The sequence below is a fragment of the Bacillus sp. z60-11 genome (assembly GCF_046464135.1).
GTDB classification, from domain to species: domain Bacteria; phylum Bacillota; class Bacilli; order Bacillales; family Bacillaceae; genus Bacillus; species Bacillus sonorensis_A.
The window spans coordinates 265,542-281,441 of the sequence record NZ_JBIYSN010000007.1; the positions used below are offsets into that span (position 1 = coordinate 265,542).

Genomic DNA, 15,900 nt, shown 5'->3' on the forward strand with positions numbered 1-15,900 from the left:
CCTGAATCATAGCAAAACATATACAAATCCCGTTTTAACCGGTTTTCACCCCGACCCTTCCATCATCGGAGTCGGGGATGATTATTACATGGTGAACTCCACCTTTCAGTATTTCCCGGCGATTGTCATTTCCCACTCAAAGGATTTGGTCAATTGGAGGATCATCGGCCACGGCATTACCGAAAACGACGGGTTGGATCTTTCCGGAATCTATGATTCACACGGCATTTGGGCGCCTGACATATCGTATCATGACGGAACGTACTACATTTTTGCGACGCACAGACTGAACGGCCCGACGGTGATCAATGGCAAAAAGCTGATCCGCAGGCAGATCATGATCAAGTCAAACCGTCCGGAAGGGCCGTATTCAAAGCCTGTATTCATTGATGAAGAAAGCGGCATCGATCCGTCGCATTTCGTCGATGATGACGGGAAGCATTACATGCTGCTCAGCCCGGCCTGCACGCTTTTTCCTTTAAATGACGAATGCACAGACATCATCGGCGAACCTGTGCAGATTTGGGAAGGAACAGGGAAAAGGGCTCCGGAAGGCCCGCACCTTCTCAGAACGAATGGATATTATTACGCCATTTTGGCAGAAGGAGGCACCGGTTATGGCCACTCGATCACGACGGCGCGCTCCAAGCATTTGTACGGCCCATATGAGCCATGCCCGTACAATCCGATTTTAACCCAGCCTGATCCCGATGCTCCGCTTCAAAGAGCGGGCCATGGAAAGCTTGTCAAAACGCAAAACGGCGAATGGTGGGCGGTCTACCTTTGCGGCCGGCCCAATGAAGGAAAGTTCACAACCCTCGGCAGGGAAACGGCACTCGATCCTGTTCGCTGGACAAAAGACGGCTGGTTTGTCATCAACGATCTTCACGGCCCGAGCGTCATCCAATCAGCCCCGAACCTTCCGGAAGCCAAATGGGCTGAAAAGAATCTAGATGATTTCGAAGGTTCTTCGCTCGCTCCTGAGTGGCAGTTTGTCAGAAATCCCGACCATTCCAGCTGGTCGTTGACAGAAAGGCCGGGGTTTCTCAGATTGTGGACGGATGATGCCGATTTACACGAGATATGTGCGAAAAATACAATCGTCAGAAGAGAAAAGCATCACCAATACAGCGCGGCGGTGAAACTGGATTTTGCGCCATCGGAAAACGGCGAGCAGGCAGGCCTCACCTGCTATTACAGCACGAACAATTATCTGCAATGCTGTCTGATCTATGATGACGGCCTGAAAATCAAGGTGATTGAAAACCGATACGGCGTCCGAAAGACGCTTGGCGAAAATCATGCAAAAGAAGGTCCGATAGTCTTAAAAGCTGTCGTCAATAAACAGAAGCGAGACTTTTATTACAGCTATGAAGAAAAGCATTGGCATCACGCGGGATCGCAAGAAAACGCGAGCTTTCTAAGCGATGAAGGCTCCCGCGATGCAAAAGGTCATACCGGAACGATGGTCGGGATGTATGCAAACAATGGCGGCAGCGGGAGAAGGATTTCCGCTGATTTTGACTGGTTCCGCTATACGCCGTTTTAACCGTCCCCGCTTTTTTTTCGGTATTGCAGCGGGGGGATGCCGACGATGTCTTTAAAGGTTTTATTGAAATGGCTGATGTGCTTAAACCCGGTTTCTTCAGCAATATTCAAGATTTTTTCATCGGTGTCCCGCAGATACTTTTTGGCTTCACGGATGCGGATGTGCCGGATATATTCGTGAAGGTGAAAGCCTGTCACTTTCTTAAAGACCCTGCTTAAATAGGACGGACTGATATAAAAAAGGTCGGCAAGGCTGGTTAATGTGAGCGTTTCCTTGAAGTTTGCCTGAATGTATGAAGCGATTTCCGAGATTTTTTCATCCATTGGGTGGAGCGGCCGGGTTTCACTTTGTCTGCCGCTCGCCAAGGTGCGGTATATGGTAAACAGCAATTGAAGCAGCAAAGCTCTGACGACATCTTCAAACCCTTCTTGTTTCAGTCTGCATTCCTTTTTCATCTCCATCAGCAACTGCTCAACAGACGTCTGTTCCCTTAGCGTGAAGGAGATGAAATTTGTATGCTCGGGAAACGGAAGGAGCGGATAAGTGCTTGAGTCAAGAAAAGGCTCGATGAAATCGTGGGAAAAGTTAACGAGGATGCGTTCGAACTCCTCAACTTCCGTACTGGAGGTTCTATGCAGGTCATGGGGATTGATGATGATCATGCTGCCTTTTTCAGCGGTATACACACTTTGATTGATAAAATAAGTCCGTTCTCCGTTCAGCAAATAATAAAGTTCATAGCTTTCATGGACGTGAGGTGCGTTCATCTCGGTAAATCCTTTTCTATGCATATATTGAATCGAAAAAGAATGCTCGTCTATAAAATATTTTGGATGACGCATATCGGGCATTCCTCCTTTTGAAAGCGATTTCTAATCGGGATATGGAGGGGATGGTATGAGAAAGCTGATTTGTCTGATGTTGTTCTTCGCTTTATCAGCCGGCTGTGCAAATCAAGAAAAGGCGGCGACTGAAGAGGGCGCCCGCCTTGAGCTTGACTGGCTTGTTCCGCTTCATACGCCGCAGCCGCCTTCAGATAAAGCGCTTAAAATCATTGAAGAAAAAACAGATACAAAGCTGCGTCTGATTTGGGTTCCGGATGCGACAAAAGAAGAAAGAATCAATGCGGCGCTTGCCGGCGGCAGCATGCCTAAAATCATCACATTGCCGAATCTTGAAGACTCCGCGGTTGTAAGCGCGCTTCGCTCAGGGATGTTTTGGGAAATCGGTCCGTATTTAAAAGACTACCCGAATTTAAAAAATCTTGATAAAACCATTGTAAAAAATATCTCGATTGATGGCAAAGTTTACGGGATTTATAGAGAACGGCCTTTGGCGAGACAGGGCGTCTTAATCCGAAAAGACTGGCTGGACAATCTCGGACTGGATATGCCTGAGACAGTCAACGATATTTATCAAATCGCAAAAGCCTTCACAGAGCAGGACCCTGACCAAAATGGAAAGGATGACACGATTGGCCTCGCCGACCGCAATGACCTGGCGTTTGGGGCTTTCAAAACATTGGCATCCTATTTAGGAGCGCCCAATGAGTGGGGAACAGGGCAAGATGGAAGCTTGTTTCCCGATTTTAAAAGCCGTGCCTACCAAGAGGCGATGAAATATATGAAAAGGCTTTATGACGAAGGACTGATGAATCGTGATTTTGCAGTCACAAGCAAAACGCAGCAGCAGGAACACGTGATTCAGGGAAAAGCGGGGATCTATATCGGAGCCATGAGCGATGCGATGAATTTGCGCGATCAGGGGCTTAGCTTAAATCCTGCTTTTCAGCTTGATATCGTCAATCGAATCCAGGGTCCTGACGGAAAAGAGCATACATGGGCGCTCGGCGGCCATGGAGGCATGTTCGCCATTTCAAAATCAAGCGTCAAAACAGAAGAGGAGGTCAGAAACATACTGGCGTTTTTCGACCGGATTGCTGAAGAAGATATCAATAACCTCATGCTGTATGGAATAGAAGGCGTCCACTATGAAAAGAAAGGGACACGTCAATATCACAGAAAACAAGAAAACTATCATTTATGGGAAGCGGACATTCAGCCGCTTCAGCAGCTCATCGGCGTCAATCGCCAAGCCTTAAAAAGCGCCGAAGATCCGCTGCGCGCCAAAAATGAAAAGCTTGAAGAAGACAACCGGAAAATCGCCGTTTTAAATCCGGCGGAACCGCTCTACTCTGCGACACAGACGGAACGAGGCACAGAGTTGAAAAAGATCATTGATGATGCGACATTTCAATTTATTCTCGGAGAAATCGATGAAAACGGCTTTCAGCAAGCAGTCGATAAATGGGAAGAGCGAGGCGGCGCAGAGATCATCAAGGAGCTGAATCAAGATCGGCAGAGCAAAGAATGAAATATAGACAACCTCTCTCCCGACGACTGTATGAAAGGAGAGGGTTTTTTGTATTTTATCAGCTTTTGAGTGGAAGGACTTCAATAACTCGTCTTTCTAAATGAAAGACAGCTTTTGAAAAATCAAGTGAAAATTCTTTAAATCCCGGCGAAAAAGCAATATAATTCCATCAAGGAATCACAAAGGAGGAAAACATGGTGCAGACAGCGGTCATTTTTGCGCATCCCAATCCAAACAGTTTCAGGTGGAGCGATCTTAGATCAAGTCGTCAAAGCGCGAGGATGGAGGGCGTTCTTACACCGTCATCGATTTGTACAAAGAGGGGTTTGATCCCGTGCTGATATTTAATGAAAAGAAAAGGCGCTCTGAAATGAAAAACGATCCTGAGACAGCCGAATACCGGAAGATCATCAAAAACGCCGATCACCTCATCTTCATTTATCCGCTGTGGCGGGGCGGAATGCCGGCGCTCTTAAAAGGCTTCATCGACCGCGTGTTTGCAGCCGGAGAGGCTTATACATACGAAGGAAGCCTGCCGAAGGGATTGCTCAAGGCCCGCACCGCTTCGGTTTACTATACGGCTGATGCTCCCGGCTGGTATTTGAAGTTTTGGCGGCGGAATGCGGACTGGGTGACCGTAAAAGATGTCATATTGAAGTTTTGCGGTGTTCGCCAGGTCAGGCGCATGCTGTTTCCAAGCGTAAAATACAACTCAGAGGCCAAACGCAAAAGATGGCTTGACCGTGTATATCAGTCTATCTTGAAAGGATGAGGTGACGGTTCATGAGGAAGAATCTGAACTGGCTGGACTGGGCAAAGGAATTGCAGGCGATCGCCCAGGCGGGTCTTGCTTATACAAAGGATGAATTTGATCAAGAGCGTTTTGAGCGGCTTCGTCAGATTAGCTGCGAAATCATCGCCGAATATTCAGATGCCGATTTTTTAAAAGTTCAAGACGTTTTTGCCGGAGAGTCAGGCTATCCAACGCCGAAAGTTGATGTGAGAGCCGTCATTTTTAAAGATGACCGTCTGCTCTTCGTTCAGGAAAAAGCGGATGGGAAATGGGCGCTCCCGGGCGGATGGGCCGATATTGGCCTGAGCCCGAAAGAAATCGCCGTCAAGGAAGCGTTTGAAGAAACCGGTCTGAAGGTGAAAGCGCAAAAGCTTTTGGCCGTTATGGACAAAAAGTGCCACAATCATCCGCCTTCCGCATTCCACGTCTATAAAATGTTTATCGCCTGTGATATTGTTGGAGGAAAGGCAGAACCCGGAATGGAAACGAACAACATCGGCTTTTTCCCGCTGGAGCATTTGCCTGAGTTATCAGAAGCGAGAAATACATATGAACAGATTGAATTTTTGTTTCAGACAAAAAACGATTCACATCAGGTGTACTGTGATTAAGGGGGGAATGAACATGGAACGGCGCAAATATCCAATCGGAACGTTTACCGCACCTCTCCAGCCAAACAAAAGCGGGCGGGCCGAATTCATTAACAGGCTGAGGCAGGCGCCCTCATTGCTGAAGGAAGCGGTGGCAGGCCTCAGTGAAACACAGCTTGACACACCGTACCGCGATGGAGGCTGGACAGTCAGGCAAGTCGTCCATCACATCGCTGACAGCCATTTGAACGGTTATCTCCGCTGCAAGCTGGCACTGACGGAGAAGGCGCCGCTGATCCGCACGTTTGATGAACAACAATGGGCTGAGCTTTCAGATGCCCGGACATTGCACCCCAATTTGTCCATTGCGCTTTTAGATGCGCTGCATCATCGCTGGGCTGCCCTCTTTGAGTCGATGACAGACGCCGATTTCGAAAACGCGTATCTTCACCCTGACAGCAATGAGAAGATCAGCCTTGATCATGCACTGGCCCTCTATGTATGGCACTCGAAGCATCATATCGCCCATATCACGTCGCTTCGGGACAGAATGGGATGGAGATAAAAACGCACGCCTTCTCTCGCGTATTTTCGTTTGATTTTAAACAGGTGGTCAAAATTGAGGAAAAGCGGCTTTAAGGTGGAGCCGCTTTTTTTTGCGGATGATTTGCAGTAAGATAATAGGGGTATTATGTCCTAATCCCGATGTTCGGTAAGAGTTGATTGCCATGGAGAGAAGAGGTTTTCATGAAAAAAAATGCACTATCCGTTTTAAGAATTGTATTTCCGGCGGCTGTTCTTTTGTTTGTCATCTATCAGGCAAGAAAAGAACTGGCTGGTTTATCATTTAAAGAAACATTTCTGATTATCAACAATGTGGAAAGAATCGACCTTTTTATATTGGTTTTGCTCGGCTTTGCCGCGATTGCGGCAATGTCCTTATACGATTTTGTGTTGGTGCGCTCCCTCGGGATGCGGATTTCCAAATGGAAAACAATCAAGGTTTCATGGATTGCCAACTCATTCAATAATGTGCTTGGCTTCGGCGGGCTGTCAGGAGCCGGTTTGCGGACGATTCTCTATAAAGAGCATGTCAGTGATGTCAAGAAGCTGATCAAGGGAATCGCCTGGCTTGCATCATCCTTCCTCCTCGGGCTGTCCGTCCTTTGTATATTCGTCCTTGTCAGGCTGCTTCCCTCAGGAGGGATGCTTTTTGAGAAGGCGTGGATATTTCTGACGGTTGCCGGAATGGCTGTGATTGCGCCGGCTGCAGCCGTTTTTTTAATCATCAAAAAGAAAAGAAGCGGCGGCGTTGAAAAAGGCTTGAAGCTGCCCGTCTTTTTTTCGTATTTAGGCGCATCGGTTATCGAGTGGCTCGCAGCCGGGACGGTCGTGTATTATGCCCTTGTGACAATGGGGATTGATTTGGACGCCAGAACGGTGCTCGGCGTTTTTGCGATCGCTTCTGTCGGCGGAATGATCAGTCTCGTACCCGGCGGATTCGGTTCGTTCGACCTGCTCTTTTTAATTGGCATGAATCAATTGGGAGTGGATCAGGAAATCACGCTAACCGCTGTTGTCCTTTATCGGATCGCATATTCATTTATTCCATTTGTCCTCGGCCTTATTTTTGCCGCGGCCGATTTGACGGGAAATACAATGAAAAAACTCGAGGAAAAACCGATTATTGCCCCGGCAATTGAAACGACCAACATTCTGCTGATTTTACATAGAGCGTTGCTTTTCAGGCTTCTGAATGGTTCGCTTGCCGTCATCACATTTTGCTGCGGAGTGATTGTTCTTGCTTCGGTGGCACTGCCGATCGACAGGATCACGCTGATACCATATATATCCAAACACATGCTGACGTTTTTCAATGGTCTGTCTCTCAGCTTTGCCTTGATCATGCTTATTCTTCCGCTGGAACTTTACAGGAGGACAAAGCGTTCCTATTATATGACGCTGACCGCTTTGGCGTTTGGATTTATTTTCAGTCTGTTTAAAGGTTTTAACATCAGCGCGGTTTTTCTGATTCCTCTCGTTTTTATGCTGTTTATTTTATTGAGGGGACAATTTACGAGGGAGCGGACCGTTTACACATTTGGACAGCTTGCATGGGGAGCGTTCATCTTTCTCTTTACCTTGTTGAATTACAATATTATCGCCTCAAATATTTGGGAGGGTCTCGGTCCTAGCCTTGTGAAAGAATATTTCATTCACAGCGACCGCCATGTCAACTTTGCGACATGGTTTGCCTTATTCTTTGTTCCGTTGTTTTTCACCGTATTTATCACGATGTACAATCGGAAAACAAAAGAGGTCGGCGAAGAACCCGATCCTCGGAAGCTGGAGGCATTTTTGCAGGAAAAAGGCGGAAATGCTTTGAGCCATTTAGGTTTTTTGGGGGATAAGCGCTTTTTTTATTCCAGCGACGGAAACGCCCTGATTCAATTTGCGAAGATCGGCCAGCGCTTCGTTGTTCTCGGCGATCCTTCCGGCCGGAAGGAATCCTTTCCGCTTATTTTAAAAGAGTTTCTCCATTTGGCCGATCAAAAAGGTTATCTTGTTACGTTCTATCAGATTGAACGGGAGCACATGGCGCTCTACCACGATTTTGGCTACCGTTTTTTCAAGCTTGGCGAAGAGGCGATCATCGATCTCAACACATTTACAATCAGCGGGAAAAAACGGGCGGGCTTAAGAGCGATATACAACCGCTTTGAAAGGGAAGGCTATACATTCCATGTCGAACAGCCGCCGTTTTCGCAAGAATTCCTTGATGAACTGAGAAAGATCTCTGATGAATGGCTCGGACGAAAAAAGGAAAAAGGGTTTTCATTAGGGTTTTTTAAAGAAGAATATTTGCAAAAAGCGTCAATCGCCGTCTTAAAAAATGAAGCGGGTGAAATCGTCGCATTTATGAATATCATGCCGATGTACCGCGAAGGCGAAATCTCCATCGATCTGATGCGCTACTCTGAAAAAGCGCCGAAAGGCATCATGGACGCACTGTTCATCTATTTGTTTCAATGGGCAAAAGAAGAGGACTATACGACATTTAATATGGGGATGGCCCCGCTTTCAAATGTGGGTACATCCTTTCAATCGTTTTGGACGGAGCGGCTCGCCGCCGTCATTTTCAACAATGTCAGCTATATGTACAGCTTCAGCGGGCTGAGATCCTTTAAGGAAAAATATAAACCGGTTTGGCGTGGAAAATATTTGGCTTACCGAAAAAACAGATCCCTTCCTGTGACGATGATTCTCGTGACAAGGCTGATTGGGAGGAGAAAGAAATAAGAGCCGCTTGCAGCGGCTCTCAGCGTGTCGATAAACCCTCGCATTCTGCGCGTCGGTGCTCACGAATGATAACGAGGACCGGCGGCTAATTGCGCAGGCGTCCTGCCTGAACGCCGCCGTCATCACATCCTGTGCTGTGCCGATGCTCGGCCTTCCTAGACTGCAAGGGTTGAGGGTCACGCTGAAAGAAGGATGACAAAATCCCAAAACTAAAAGCCGTTTTGGGATTTTGTCAACAATCTGAGAGCCGTTTGCAACGGCTCTTTTTTGTACATAAAAGTTGTTGGAATCTGCCAAAGCAGGTATACTGCAAATGATTGGAAAGGCGAGGACAGGACAAATGGGGGATGAAAATGAAACTTGTCGAGGTACTTAGATATGATGCATTCTCGAAGCTGGTGAATAAAGGAAATCCGGCCGGGGTGGTTCTTGACGCGGAGCATCTGACAGAAAGTGAGATGCAGGAGATCGCCGAAAGAACCGGATATAGCGAAACGTCTTTTTTACTGCCGAGCGAGACGGCCGACATCCGGATCCGCTATTTTACGCCCGGACATGAAATGAATCTGTGCGGTCATGCGACTGTAGCATCGCTTTATGCGCTCTATGAAAAAGGCGGGGTCAAACCCGGAATGGAGCTGAGAATAGAAACAAAAGCGGGCAATCTTTTCATCAAAACGGGAGATGATGACGGAGAGAAGCGCTTTTTTGTCACATTAGAGCAGGCTGAGCCGGAATTTCGGCCATTTACGGGAAACCGGGCCAAATTGGCGGAAGCCCTCGGAATCACAGAAGCAGACTTTCATGAAGCATTGCCCATCGTATATGGAAGCACGGGAATTTGGACATTGCTAGTGCCTGTTAAAGATTTAGCGGCCTGCCGGAAGATGAAACCGGATCAAGCTGAATTTCCCGCCATCTTAACGGATATGCCGCGCGCGTCAGTCCATCCGTTCTGCTTGGAAACGATGCACGAGGACTGTCACCTTCACGGCCGGCATTTTTCATCGCCTTACTCCGGCACCACGGAAGACCCTGTTACAGGAACCGCTTCCGGAGTGATGGGCGCTTACATGAGGACATACGGAGGCGCATACTGCCGGGACGGGCAAACGGAATTTTTAATCGAACAAGGCCGGGAAATCGGCAAAGACGGAAAGGTTAAAATTGCGGTTTTTGAAAAGAACGGACATATGAAGGTGCAAATGAGCGGAACAGCCGTTTTTGCGGAAAAGAAAATGTTTGAAGTATGATCGCCGCCATTTTCAATGAGTTGCAAACAGGAATATAAAACTTTATAATCAACAATGATAATCATTTTCACTTAAGGGGGCGGCAAAATGAACGACACTCTGCAGACGGAAAAAAATAGTGTTCGCGATTGCGTCAGAAATAGAAGAACGATTCGGAAATTCAAAGAAGACCCGGTGTCGAAGGAACTGGTTCTCGAGCTGCTGGAAGACGCGGTTTATGCGCCAAACCATAAGCTGACAGAGCCGTGGCGGTTTATTTATGTCGGGACCGAAAGCGGAAAACAGAAGCATGCCCACAATTTAGATAAGGCATTCCAAGAGATTAAGCCCGATAGGTCTGAAGAACAAATCAAAAAATTCAGGGACCATATTATGAGTGTTCCGGCTTTTCTCTTTGTCATTTTGAAGGAAGATGAAAATGAACGGGTCAGAAATGATGATTTTGCAGCTGTCAGCTGTTTGATTCAAAACCTCCAGCTTCTCGCCTGGGAAAAAGGGATCGGGATGGTGTGGAAAAGCGGACAGGTGCTTTATAATCGAACGCTTCAGCAATTAATGGGTCTTGACAGCAATGAACGGTTTGCCGCGATTTTGCAGATCGGCTATCCGGCGGAAATTCCTAAATTGCAAACAAGGACACCCGCAAAGCAGCTTCTGACCGAATTAGCATAAAGATAAGGCCCGGTGTTCCCAGGCCTTATTTTTATTTTGACTGCCTCTGTTTTGCGCGTTTGTCAGCGGCCTCCATACGGGCCCGCGCTTCGCGGTCATCCTGATCAGCGAGCTCAGCTGAATATTCCTCATAAACACCGTCTGTTTCTTTTTTATACTGATCAGGAACTTGAGGAAGCTTTTGTTTATTTTTATCCCGGTTTTTGTGGATTGCATTTCTGCCCAAAGTGATCACTCCTCAATCAAAAATCAGCCGGTCGATATTATTGTTCGCTGATCAGACCGCCGCTATGCATTATGATTTTTCCCTGGCGGCGCGTTCGGCTCTTTTGAATTCCCGCGAATATCTGACTTCCTGCGTTTTGTTCAGTGAGGTTTTGAAGCGCTCCCGTTTTTTCTTGTCAGCCATGTTTATTGCCTCCTAACACATATAGACTATTCACAGGCTGTCCGTTTCCGCGGCATTTATACAGTTTAAGCTTCTTTTAGGCTGCGGCTTTCGTCTTCAAAGGTTCGCATACTGTATAACGTGTACAAATCTTTGGGGATTTTAAACAGATGAAATGTGTCTTGATGTGCGCTGTTCAGCCTTCCGGCATCCGCTTGAATCGCGTATGGAAGCTTTTGTGCCGCTTTGAGGGAGCGCGTGTTTGTTTTTCTGATTTTCATCAATACCGTTTCAATGTGTTTTTCATAAAAAAGCTCGCAGAGGAATAAGTTTTTCGCCTGCTGATTATAGCCTTTTCCATGAAAGGGCCTGCCGAGCCAAGTAGCCAGAAACCCTTCATTTTCCTCGATTTCATACAAGCTGATACAGCCGATCGGATTATCCCACTCATCGACAATCGTTCTGGAGATCAGCTTTCCCGTTTCCTCTTCTTCGATCACATTTTTGACGTGAAACATATATTCTTCAACGGTTTTTGCTTTATGTTTTACAAAAGGGAAGACCTCCTGGTGGATCATCAATTCAAAAAGCGCAGCACAGTCGGACAAGTCCCGTTTTTTCAGCATGGCAGCCCCTCCTTAACGTGAGGGCGGTACCCACCCTCGAAATTTTTTAATTGCGGATCACATCCGCTGTTTCTTGCTTACATTAAAAAATTCGGGGTGGGAATCGAACCCACTAAACCAGAAAACTGGCGGCGCACCATTTGCCTTCCCTATTCACAGCAATGCTGGCGATTTCTACATTTTACGCAGAGGGGAAACAAAAAGCCACAAGGCTTTTGCTGAAAAACCTGAGCCCTATAGAAGAAGATCACGCAACGCGTCTTCCAAATCGGGGTACAGGAAACGGTATTCATTTAAAAGGCACTTTTCCGGTACGACGCGCTGTCCTTTTAACTCAAGCAGACTCATTTCACCAAGAACGGCTTTGATGGCGAATGCGGGTACCGCGAGCCAATGGGGCCGCTTTTTGACTTTGCCGATTGTTTTGCCGAACCTCTCCATCCGGACGGGGTTCGGCGCCGTGGCATTAAGCGGACCCGACAGCTCCGAATCGTTGATCGCCGTTTTAATGATCCCGACGGCGTCATCAATATGGATCCAGGGGATCCACTGGCGGCCTGAACCGATGCGCCCGCCTGCAAAAAGCGAATAGGGAAGCGTCATTTTAGAGAGTGCTCCGCCGCTTTTGGCGAGCACCATGCCAAAACGTACATAGACGGTGCGAATGCCAAGCGCTTCGATTTGTTTTGCCTCGCTTTCCCAGGCGGCTGTCGTCCGGCTGAGAAAGTCCTGATCTGAAGCGGGCGCTTTTTCTGTAAATGTGTCAAAAAGGCTCGTCCCATAGATGCCGACGGCGCTTGCCTGGATAAAGACTTTTGGCTTCACACTCAACTTTTGAATGATCCGGGCCGATTCCTGTACAGAACGGATGCGGCTGTTGGCAATCTCCGCTTTTATGGTTTCAGTCCAGCGGCCAAAAAGCGATTTTCCGGCCAGATTGATCCAGACATCGATGCCGGGCAGTTCTGTTTCGGGTCTGGCGCCGCGAGTTTGCCAAACTGCATAAGAGAGGTTTTTTTGTTCGGTTTCCTCCGGATTTCTTGATAGAATATAAACGTGATGTCCCGCGGCGGTCAAAGCCTTTGTCAGATGCTTTCCGATCAAGCCAGTCCCGCCGGCAATCACAATGTTCACCATGATCACTCCCTTTTGGAGATCCTTTACCTTATTCTAAAAGAAGAAAACGAAAGAAGGGAGCTTTTATGCCGTATATAACAAAAATTTCTGCCCAGAAAAACAATGAAGAGCGGGTCAATATTTTTCTTGATGAAAAATACGCCTTCAGCGTTGACCTTGATGTTCTCGTCAAGTTTGATCTGCGAAAAGGAAAAGAGCTTGATGAGCTGGACATCATCGAAATCCAGTATGGCGACGACATTAAAAAAGGCTTTCATAAAGCGCTTGATTTTTTGTCCTACAGAATGCGCTCGACAAAAGAAGTCAAAGACCACTTGAAGAAAAAGGGAGTCGCGGATTCTGCGATCACAGAAATCATTCATATGCTGAATGACTACAAATATTTGGACGACCGGGAATTTGCCCAAGCTTTCGTGAGCACTCACCGGAAAACGAGCGGCAAAGGGCCGGATGTTCTATACAGAGAGCTGAAATTAAAAGGGGTTGATGAAGAACACATCCAGGAAGCGTTAAGCTCGTTTACGTTTTCCGAACAGGTTGCAACCGCGGTTAAGCACGCTGAAAAGATGCTGAAAAAAGGAAAAAAACTTTCCTCTAAAGAAACGAAACAGGCCATCGAACAACAGCTTATGCGAAAGGGGTTCTCCTTCGACGTCATCTCGGCCGCTCTGCTGGAGACGGATTATGAAAACAATGACGACGCGGAAAGAGAAGCGCTTGACAAACAAGGGGAAAAAGCCATGAAACGCTGCGGTTATGACGGTTCATATGAAACGAAAATGAAGGTCAAGCAGTATTTGTTTAGAAAAGGCTTTTCCATAGACATGATTGATCAATTTCTAGATGAAAAGGGATGAGAACATGGAGAAAAGATACAGCGAAATGACGGAGCAGGAATTGCGGAGAGAGATCGGGATTTTAACGGAAAAGGCGAGAAAGGCTGAGCAAATGGGCATTGTAAACGAGCTTGCCGTTCACGAGCGTAAAATTGCGATGGCGAAAGCCTATCTTCTCGATCCGGCCGATTTTAAACCGGGCCGCGTTTACGACATTATAGATGCGGGCGAAGACTTCTTCATCCGCTATTTAAACGGTGTTTTCGCCTGGGGGCACCGGCTGGGCACACCAGATCATGAAGAGGCTCTGCCGATTTCTTTGTTAAAAGAAAAGGATTAAGACACGGCTTAACCCTTTTCCCGTTTTGTTATCTTGTGCGAATATTCGTATTGCGCTCGAGTATGATGAGGTCCTGTGTCTGCTGTGTCTCACCGTTTACCTGTGACCGCGCATGTTTCGTATTAGCCCATGGCTGCGGATAGTTTTGCTTTTTCATCTGATCAAAATCGTTTGTATACGGTTTGCGGTTGGCACACAAAGAACATCACTCCATCCGAGAAAATTTTAGCGTTTGCCGGAAGCTCTCATTCGTTCCTGCGGATGAGTATTCGTGCTTCCGTCAGGGCGCTTTGAAGCAAAATCGTCTTTGGCCCGGGGCTCGCCTTCAAACTTGTTGTTGTTCATATTCGGAAAGCCTCTCGATTTATTCCGCATCTTTATAGGCTCCTCCCATAAATCCAAAATGTTTGCGTCTTCTCTTCAGAAGACGTAAGGTTAGTATATGAAATGGACGGTGTTTTCAAAAAGAAAGTTTTTTCCTAAGGAAAGGGGGGAAAGTTCAAGGTGGAAGCACAAGTTGAAAGGCTGACAAATGCGCTTCTGGAAAAGAATCATATGCTGAGCTATGCGCAAGCCAGAACATGGATTGAATGTCTGTTGGATGACTTCGAGGCGGCATTTGCCAAAAGCGGCCGGCCCGGAGGAAATGAATTGACAGAGCGCGTTGTTTTGGACTGGATTGATCACTACGGCAGCCATCTGCACTTATTTGAAACAGAAGTTGAAAATTTGTTCTCAGGAGACCATGGACTTCTCCATTAAAACGTTTCTTTTAGAAAGGAATGATGAGATGAAAGCGATCGTCATTGGTTCGGGGATTGCCGGTGCAAGCGCAGCATATCATCTTGTGAAAAAAGGAGCGGACGTGACGGTTCTGGATGAAGGGCATAAAGGCCAATCGACGAAGGCGGGAGCGGGCATTATCTGTCCGTGGTTTTCATCCAGAAGTGAAGATTGGGAACGTTTGGCGAAAGCCGGGGCCGAATATTATCCCTCACTTGTTGCACAACTTAAAGAAGACGGAGCGGGTGACTTGGGATATGAAAAAACGGGCGCCCTGCGGGTCACTCGAGATGCCGAAGCACTCGATCAAATTGAAAGAAAATTGAGAGAACAAACAGATGATAAGGCCGCAATCGGCGAAATCACCCGCTTATCGAATGATGAAGCGAAACAGCTTTTTCCTCCGCTTGCCGACGGGATGGAAGCGATTCTTATAACAGGTGCCGCGCGCGTTGACGGGCATCTGCTGCGAAATGCCCTTCTGCAGGCGGCAAGGAAGCATGGAGCCGTCATGTTAAGCGAAAAAGCGGCGCTGTCATTTGAACAGGGGCGCATAAAAGGGGTCAGGGCTGGCGGACGGTTGATTTCCGCCGATACGGTCGTGCTGGCTGCCGGCGCCTGGACGAATCGATTGCTGGAACCTTTGGGGATACACCTTCATCTGGAGCCGCAGCGCGGACAGATTGTTCATTTAAAGATACCTGATCAAGACACTGACAAGTGGCCGGTTATTTTGCCGGATACAGACCATTACATCGTGTCATTCGCCGGATCCCGCGTTGTCGCCGGAGCCACAAGAGAAACCGGTTCGGGATTTGATTACAGGATGACGGCAGGAGGATTGCAGGAGGTGCTTCAGGAAGCCTTATCTGTTGCGCCTGGGCTGCACAGCGCGGAAGTCAGCGAAGTCAGGGTCGGTTTTCGGCCCCTGACCAAGGATTTGCTTCCCTTGCTCGGGAACATTCAGGACACAGGTCTGGTGGCAGCGACTGGCTTTGGGCCGTCAGGTTTGACATTTGGCCCTTATGCGGGGTTATTGGCCGTTGCCTTAGCATGCGGTGAAGACCCGCAATTTGCTGTGGAAAAATACAGCCCATTAAGGCAAATCTTATAAAATGGGAAACAAACCCTTGTTCTTTTTCTGTAATATCATTTTTTTACCACTTGTTCATAGATGTCTGATATAATGACAAAATAATCTTGTAAAAAATAGTGCAGCATGCCCACGAATCCCTTTTGATGGGGTGCTCCTGAAAAATG

At 47.4% G+C, this 15,900-nt stretch carries 18 protein-coding genes and 1 pseudogene; 12 read left to right on the forward strand and 7 right to left on the reverse strand.

The window, feature by feature from the left end:
• Nucleotide 1 precedes the first annotated feature (1 nt).
• The gene (locus ACINLD_RS19250; RefSeq protein ID WP_077735294.1) at nt 2–1,549 is read left to right on the forward strand and encodes a glycoside hydrolase family 43 protein; all 1,548 of its coding nucleotides are present in this window, start codon (nt 2–4) and stop codon (nt 1,547–1,549) included.
• Here ACINLD_RS19250 and ACINLD_RS19255 read toward each other — a convergent pair.
• On the reverse strand, nt 1,546–2,391 hold the full coding sequence (locus tag ACINLD_RS19255; protein ID WP_051290468.1) for an AraC family transcriptional regulator: 846 nt from the start codon (nt 2,389–2,391) through the stop codon (nt 1,546–1,548). The two genes, ACINLD_RS19250 and ACINLD_RS19255, sit on opposite strands and share 4 nt — an antisense overlap.
• Before the next feature lie 55 nt (nt 2,392–2,446).
• Here ACINLD_RS19255 and ACINLD_RS19260 point away from each other — a divergent pair, with 55 nt between their 5' ends.
• The 7 genes and pseudogenes from ACINLD_RS19260 to ACINLD_RS19290 all read left to right on the forward strand — a co-directional run bounded on the left by ACINLD_RS19260 (nt 2,447) and on the right by ACINLD_RS19290 (nt 10,530).
• Nucleotides 2,447–3,922 carry an extracellular solute-binding protein gene (locus ACINLD_RS19260; RefSeq protein ID WP_077735293.1) on the forward strand — a complete coding sequence of 492 codons (1,476 nt, stop codon included), beginning with the start codon at nt 2,447–2,449 and terminating at the stop codon, nt 3,920–3,922.
• Between the two features lie 197 nt (nt 3,923–4,119).
• Nucleotides 4,120–4,694: pseudogene (locus ACINLD_RS19265) on the forward strand (NAD(P)H-dependent oxidoreductase).
• A gap of 11 nt (nt 4,695–4,705) precedes the next feature.
• The gene (locus ACINLD_RS19270) at nt 4,706–5,326 is read left to right on the forward strand and encodes an NUDIX hydrolase (protein WP_026589532.1); all 621 of its coding nucleotides are present in this window, start codon (nt 4,706–4,708) and stop codon (nt 5,324–5,326) included.
• A gap of 7 nt (nt 5,327–5,333) precedes the next feature.
• Nucleotides 5,334–5,870 carry a YfiT family bacillithiol transferase gene (locus ACINLD_RS19275; protein ID WP_077735292.1) on the forward strand — a complete coding sequence of 179 codons (537 nt, stop codon included), beginning with the start codon at nt 5,334–5,336 and terminating at the stop codon, nt 5,868–5,870.
• Nucleotides 5,871–6,052: 182 nt separating this feature from the next.
• Entirely contained in the window at nt 6,053–8,605 is a 2,553-nt protein-coding gene (mprF, locus tag ACINLD_RS19280; protein ID WP_077735291.1) for a bifunctional lysylphosphatidylglycerol flippase/synthetase MprF, read from the forward strand.
• A 353-nt stretch (nt 8,606–8,958) separates the two neighbouring features.
• Entirely contained in the window at nt 8,959–9,858 is a 900-nt protein-coding gene (locus ACINLD_RS19285) for a PhzF family phenazine biosynthesis isomerase (RefSeq protein WP_077735290.1), read from the forward strand.
• Nucleotides 9,859–9,945: 87 nt separating this feature from the next.
• Entirely contained in the window at nt 9,946–10,530 is a 585-nt protein-coding gene (locus ACINLD_RS19290; protein ID WP_026589528.1) for a nitroreductase, read from the forward strand.
• A gap of 31 nt (nt 10,531–10,561) precedes the next feature.
• On the opposite strand, the gene ACINLD_RS19295 is transcribed toward ACINLD_RS19290, so the two are convergent.
• The 4 genes from ACINLD_RS19295 to ACINLD_RS19310 all read right to left on the reverse strand — a co-directional run bounded on the left by ACINLD_RS19295 (nt 10,562) and on the right by ACINLD_RS19310 (nt 12,681).
• Entirely contained in the window at nt 10,562–10,756 is a 195-nt protein-coding gene (locus ACINLD_RS19295; protein ID WP_026589527.1) for a YfhD family protein, read from the reverse strand.
• A gap of 69 nt (nt 10,757–10,825) precedes the next feature.
• The gene (locus tag ACINLD_RS19300) at nt 10,826–10,939 is read right to left on the reverse strand and encodes a YfhE family protein (RefSeq protein ID WP_077735289.1); all 114 of its coding nucleotides are present in this window, start codon (nt 10,937–10,939) and stop codon (nt 10,826–10,828) included.
• Between the two features lie 65 nt (nt 10,940–11,004).
• The gene (locus ACINLD_RS19305) at nt 11,005–11,544 is read right to left on the reverse strand and encodes a GNAT family N-acetyltransferase (RefSeq protein ID WP_026589526.1); all 540 of its coding nucleotides are present in this window, start codon (nt 11,542–11,544) and stop codon (nt 11,005–11,007) included.
• Between the two features lie 234 nt (nt 11,545–11,778).
• Nucleotides 11,779–12,681 (reverse strand): TIGR01777 family oxidoreductase, encoded by a 903-nt coding sequence (locus tag ACINLD_RS19310; RefSeq protein WP_410207121.1) that lies wholly within the window; start codon nt 12,679–12,681, stop codon nt 11,779–11,781.
• A 65-nt stretch (nt 12,682–12,746) separates the two neighbouring features.
• On the opposite strand from ACINLD_RS19310, the gene recX reads away from it, so the two are divergent.
• The gene (gene recX, locus ACINLD_RS19315) at nt 12,747–13,538 is read left to right on the forward strand and encodes a recombination regulator RecX (protein WP_077735287.1); all 792 of its coding nucleotides are present in this window, start codon (nt 12,747–12,749) and stop codon (nt 13,536–13,538) included.
• A gap of 4 nt (nt 13,539–13,542) precedes the next feature.
• Nucleotides 13,543–13,857, forward strand: coding sequence for a YfhH family protein (locus ACINLD_RS19320; RefSeq protein ID WP_026589523.1), 315 nt, complete (start codon nt 13,543–13,545; stop codon nt 13,855–13,857).
• A 28-nt stretch (nt 13,858–13,885) separates the two neighbouring features.
• On the opposite strand, the gene ACINLD_RS19325 is transcribed toward ACINLD_RS19320, so the two are convergent.
• Together ACINLD_RS19325 and ACINLD_RS19330 are read right to left on the reverse strand one after the other, a co-directional pair.
• On the reverse strand, nt 13,886–14,056 hold the full coding sequence (locus ACINLD_RS19325; protein ID WP_077735286.1) for a YpzG family protein: 171 nt from the start codon (nt 14,054–14,056) through the stop codon (nt 13,886–13,888).
• A 26-nt stretch (nt 14,057–14,082) separates the two neighbouring features.
• Complete coding sequence (locus tag ACINLD_RS19330; protein ID WP_003179924.1) at nt 14,083–14,232, reverse strand: small, acid-soluble spore protein K; 150 nt, start codon at nt 14,230–14,232, stop codon at nt 14,083–14,085.
• Nucleotides 14,233–14,361: 129 nt separating this feature from the next.
• Between ACINLD_RS19330 and ACINLD_RS19335 the strand changes: the two genes are divergently transcribed.
• Nucleotides 14,362–14,619, forward strand: a complete 258-nt coding sequence (locus tag ACINLD_RS19335) for a YfhJ family protein (RefSeq protein ID WP_026589522.1) — start codon at nt 14,362–14,364, stop codon at nt 14,617–14,619.
• Nucleotides 14,620–14,647: 28 nt separating this feature from the next.
• Nucleotides 14,648–15,754, forward strand: a complete 1,107-nt coding sequence (locus ACINLD_RS19340) for an FAD-dependent oxidoreductase (RefSeq protein ID WP_077735448.1) — start codon at nt 14,648–14,650, stop codon at nt 15,752–15,754.
• The last annotated feature ends 146 nt before the right edge of the window (nt 15,755–15,900 follow it).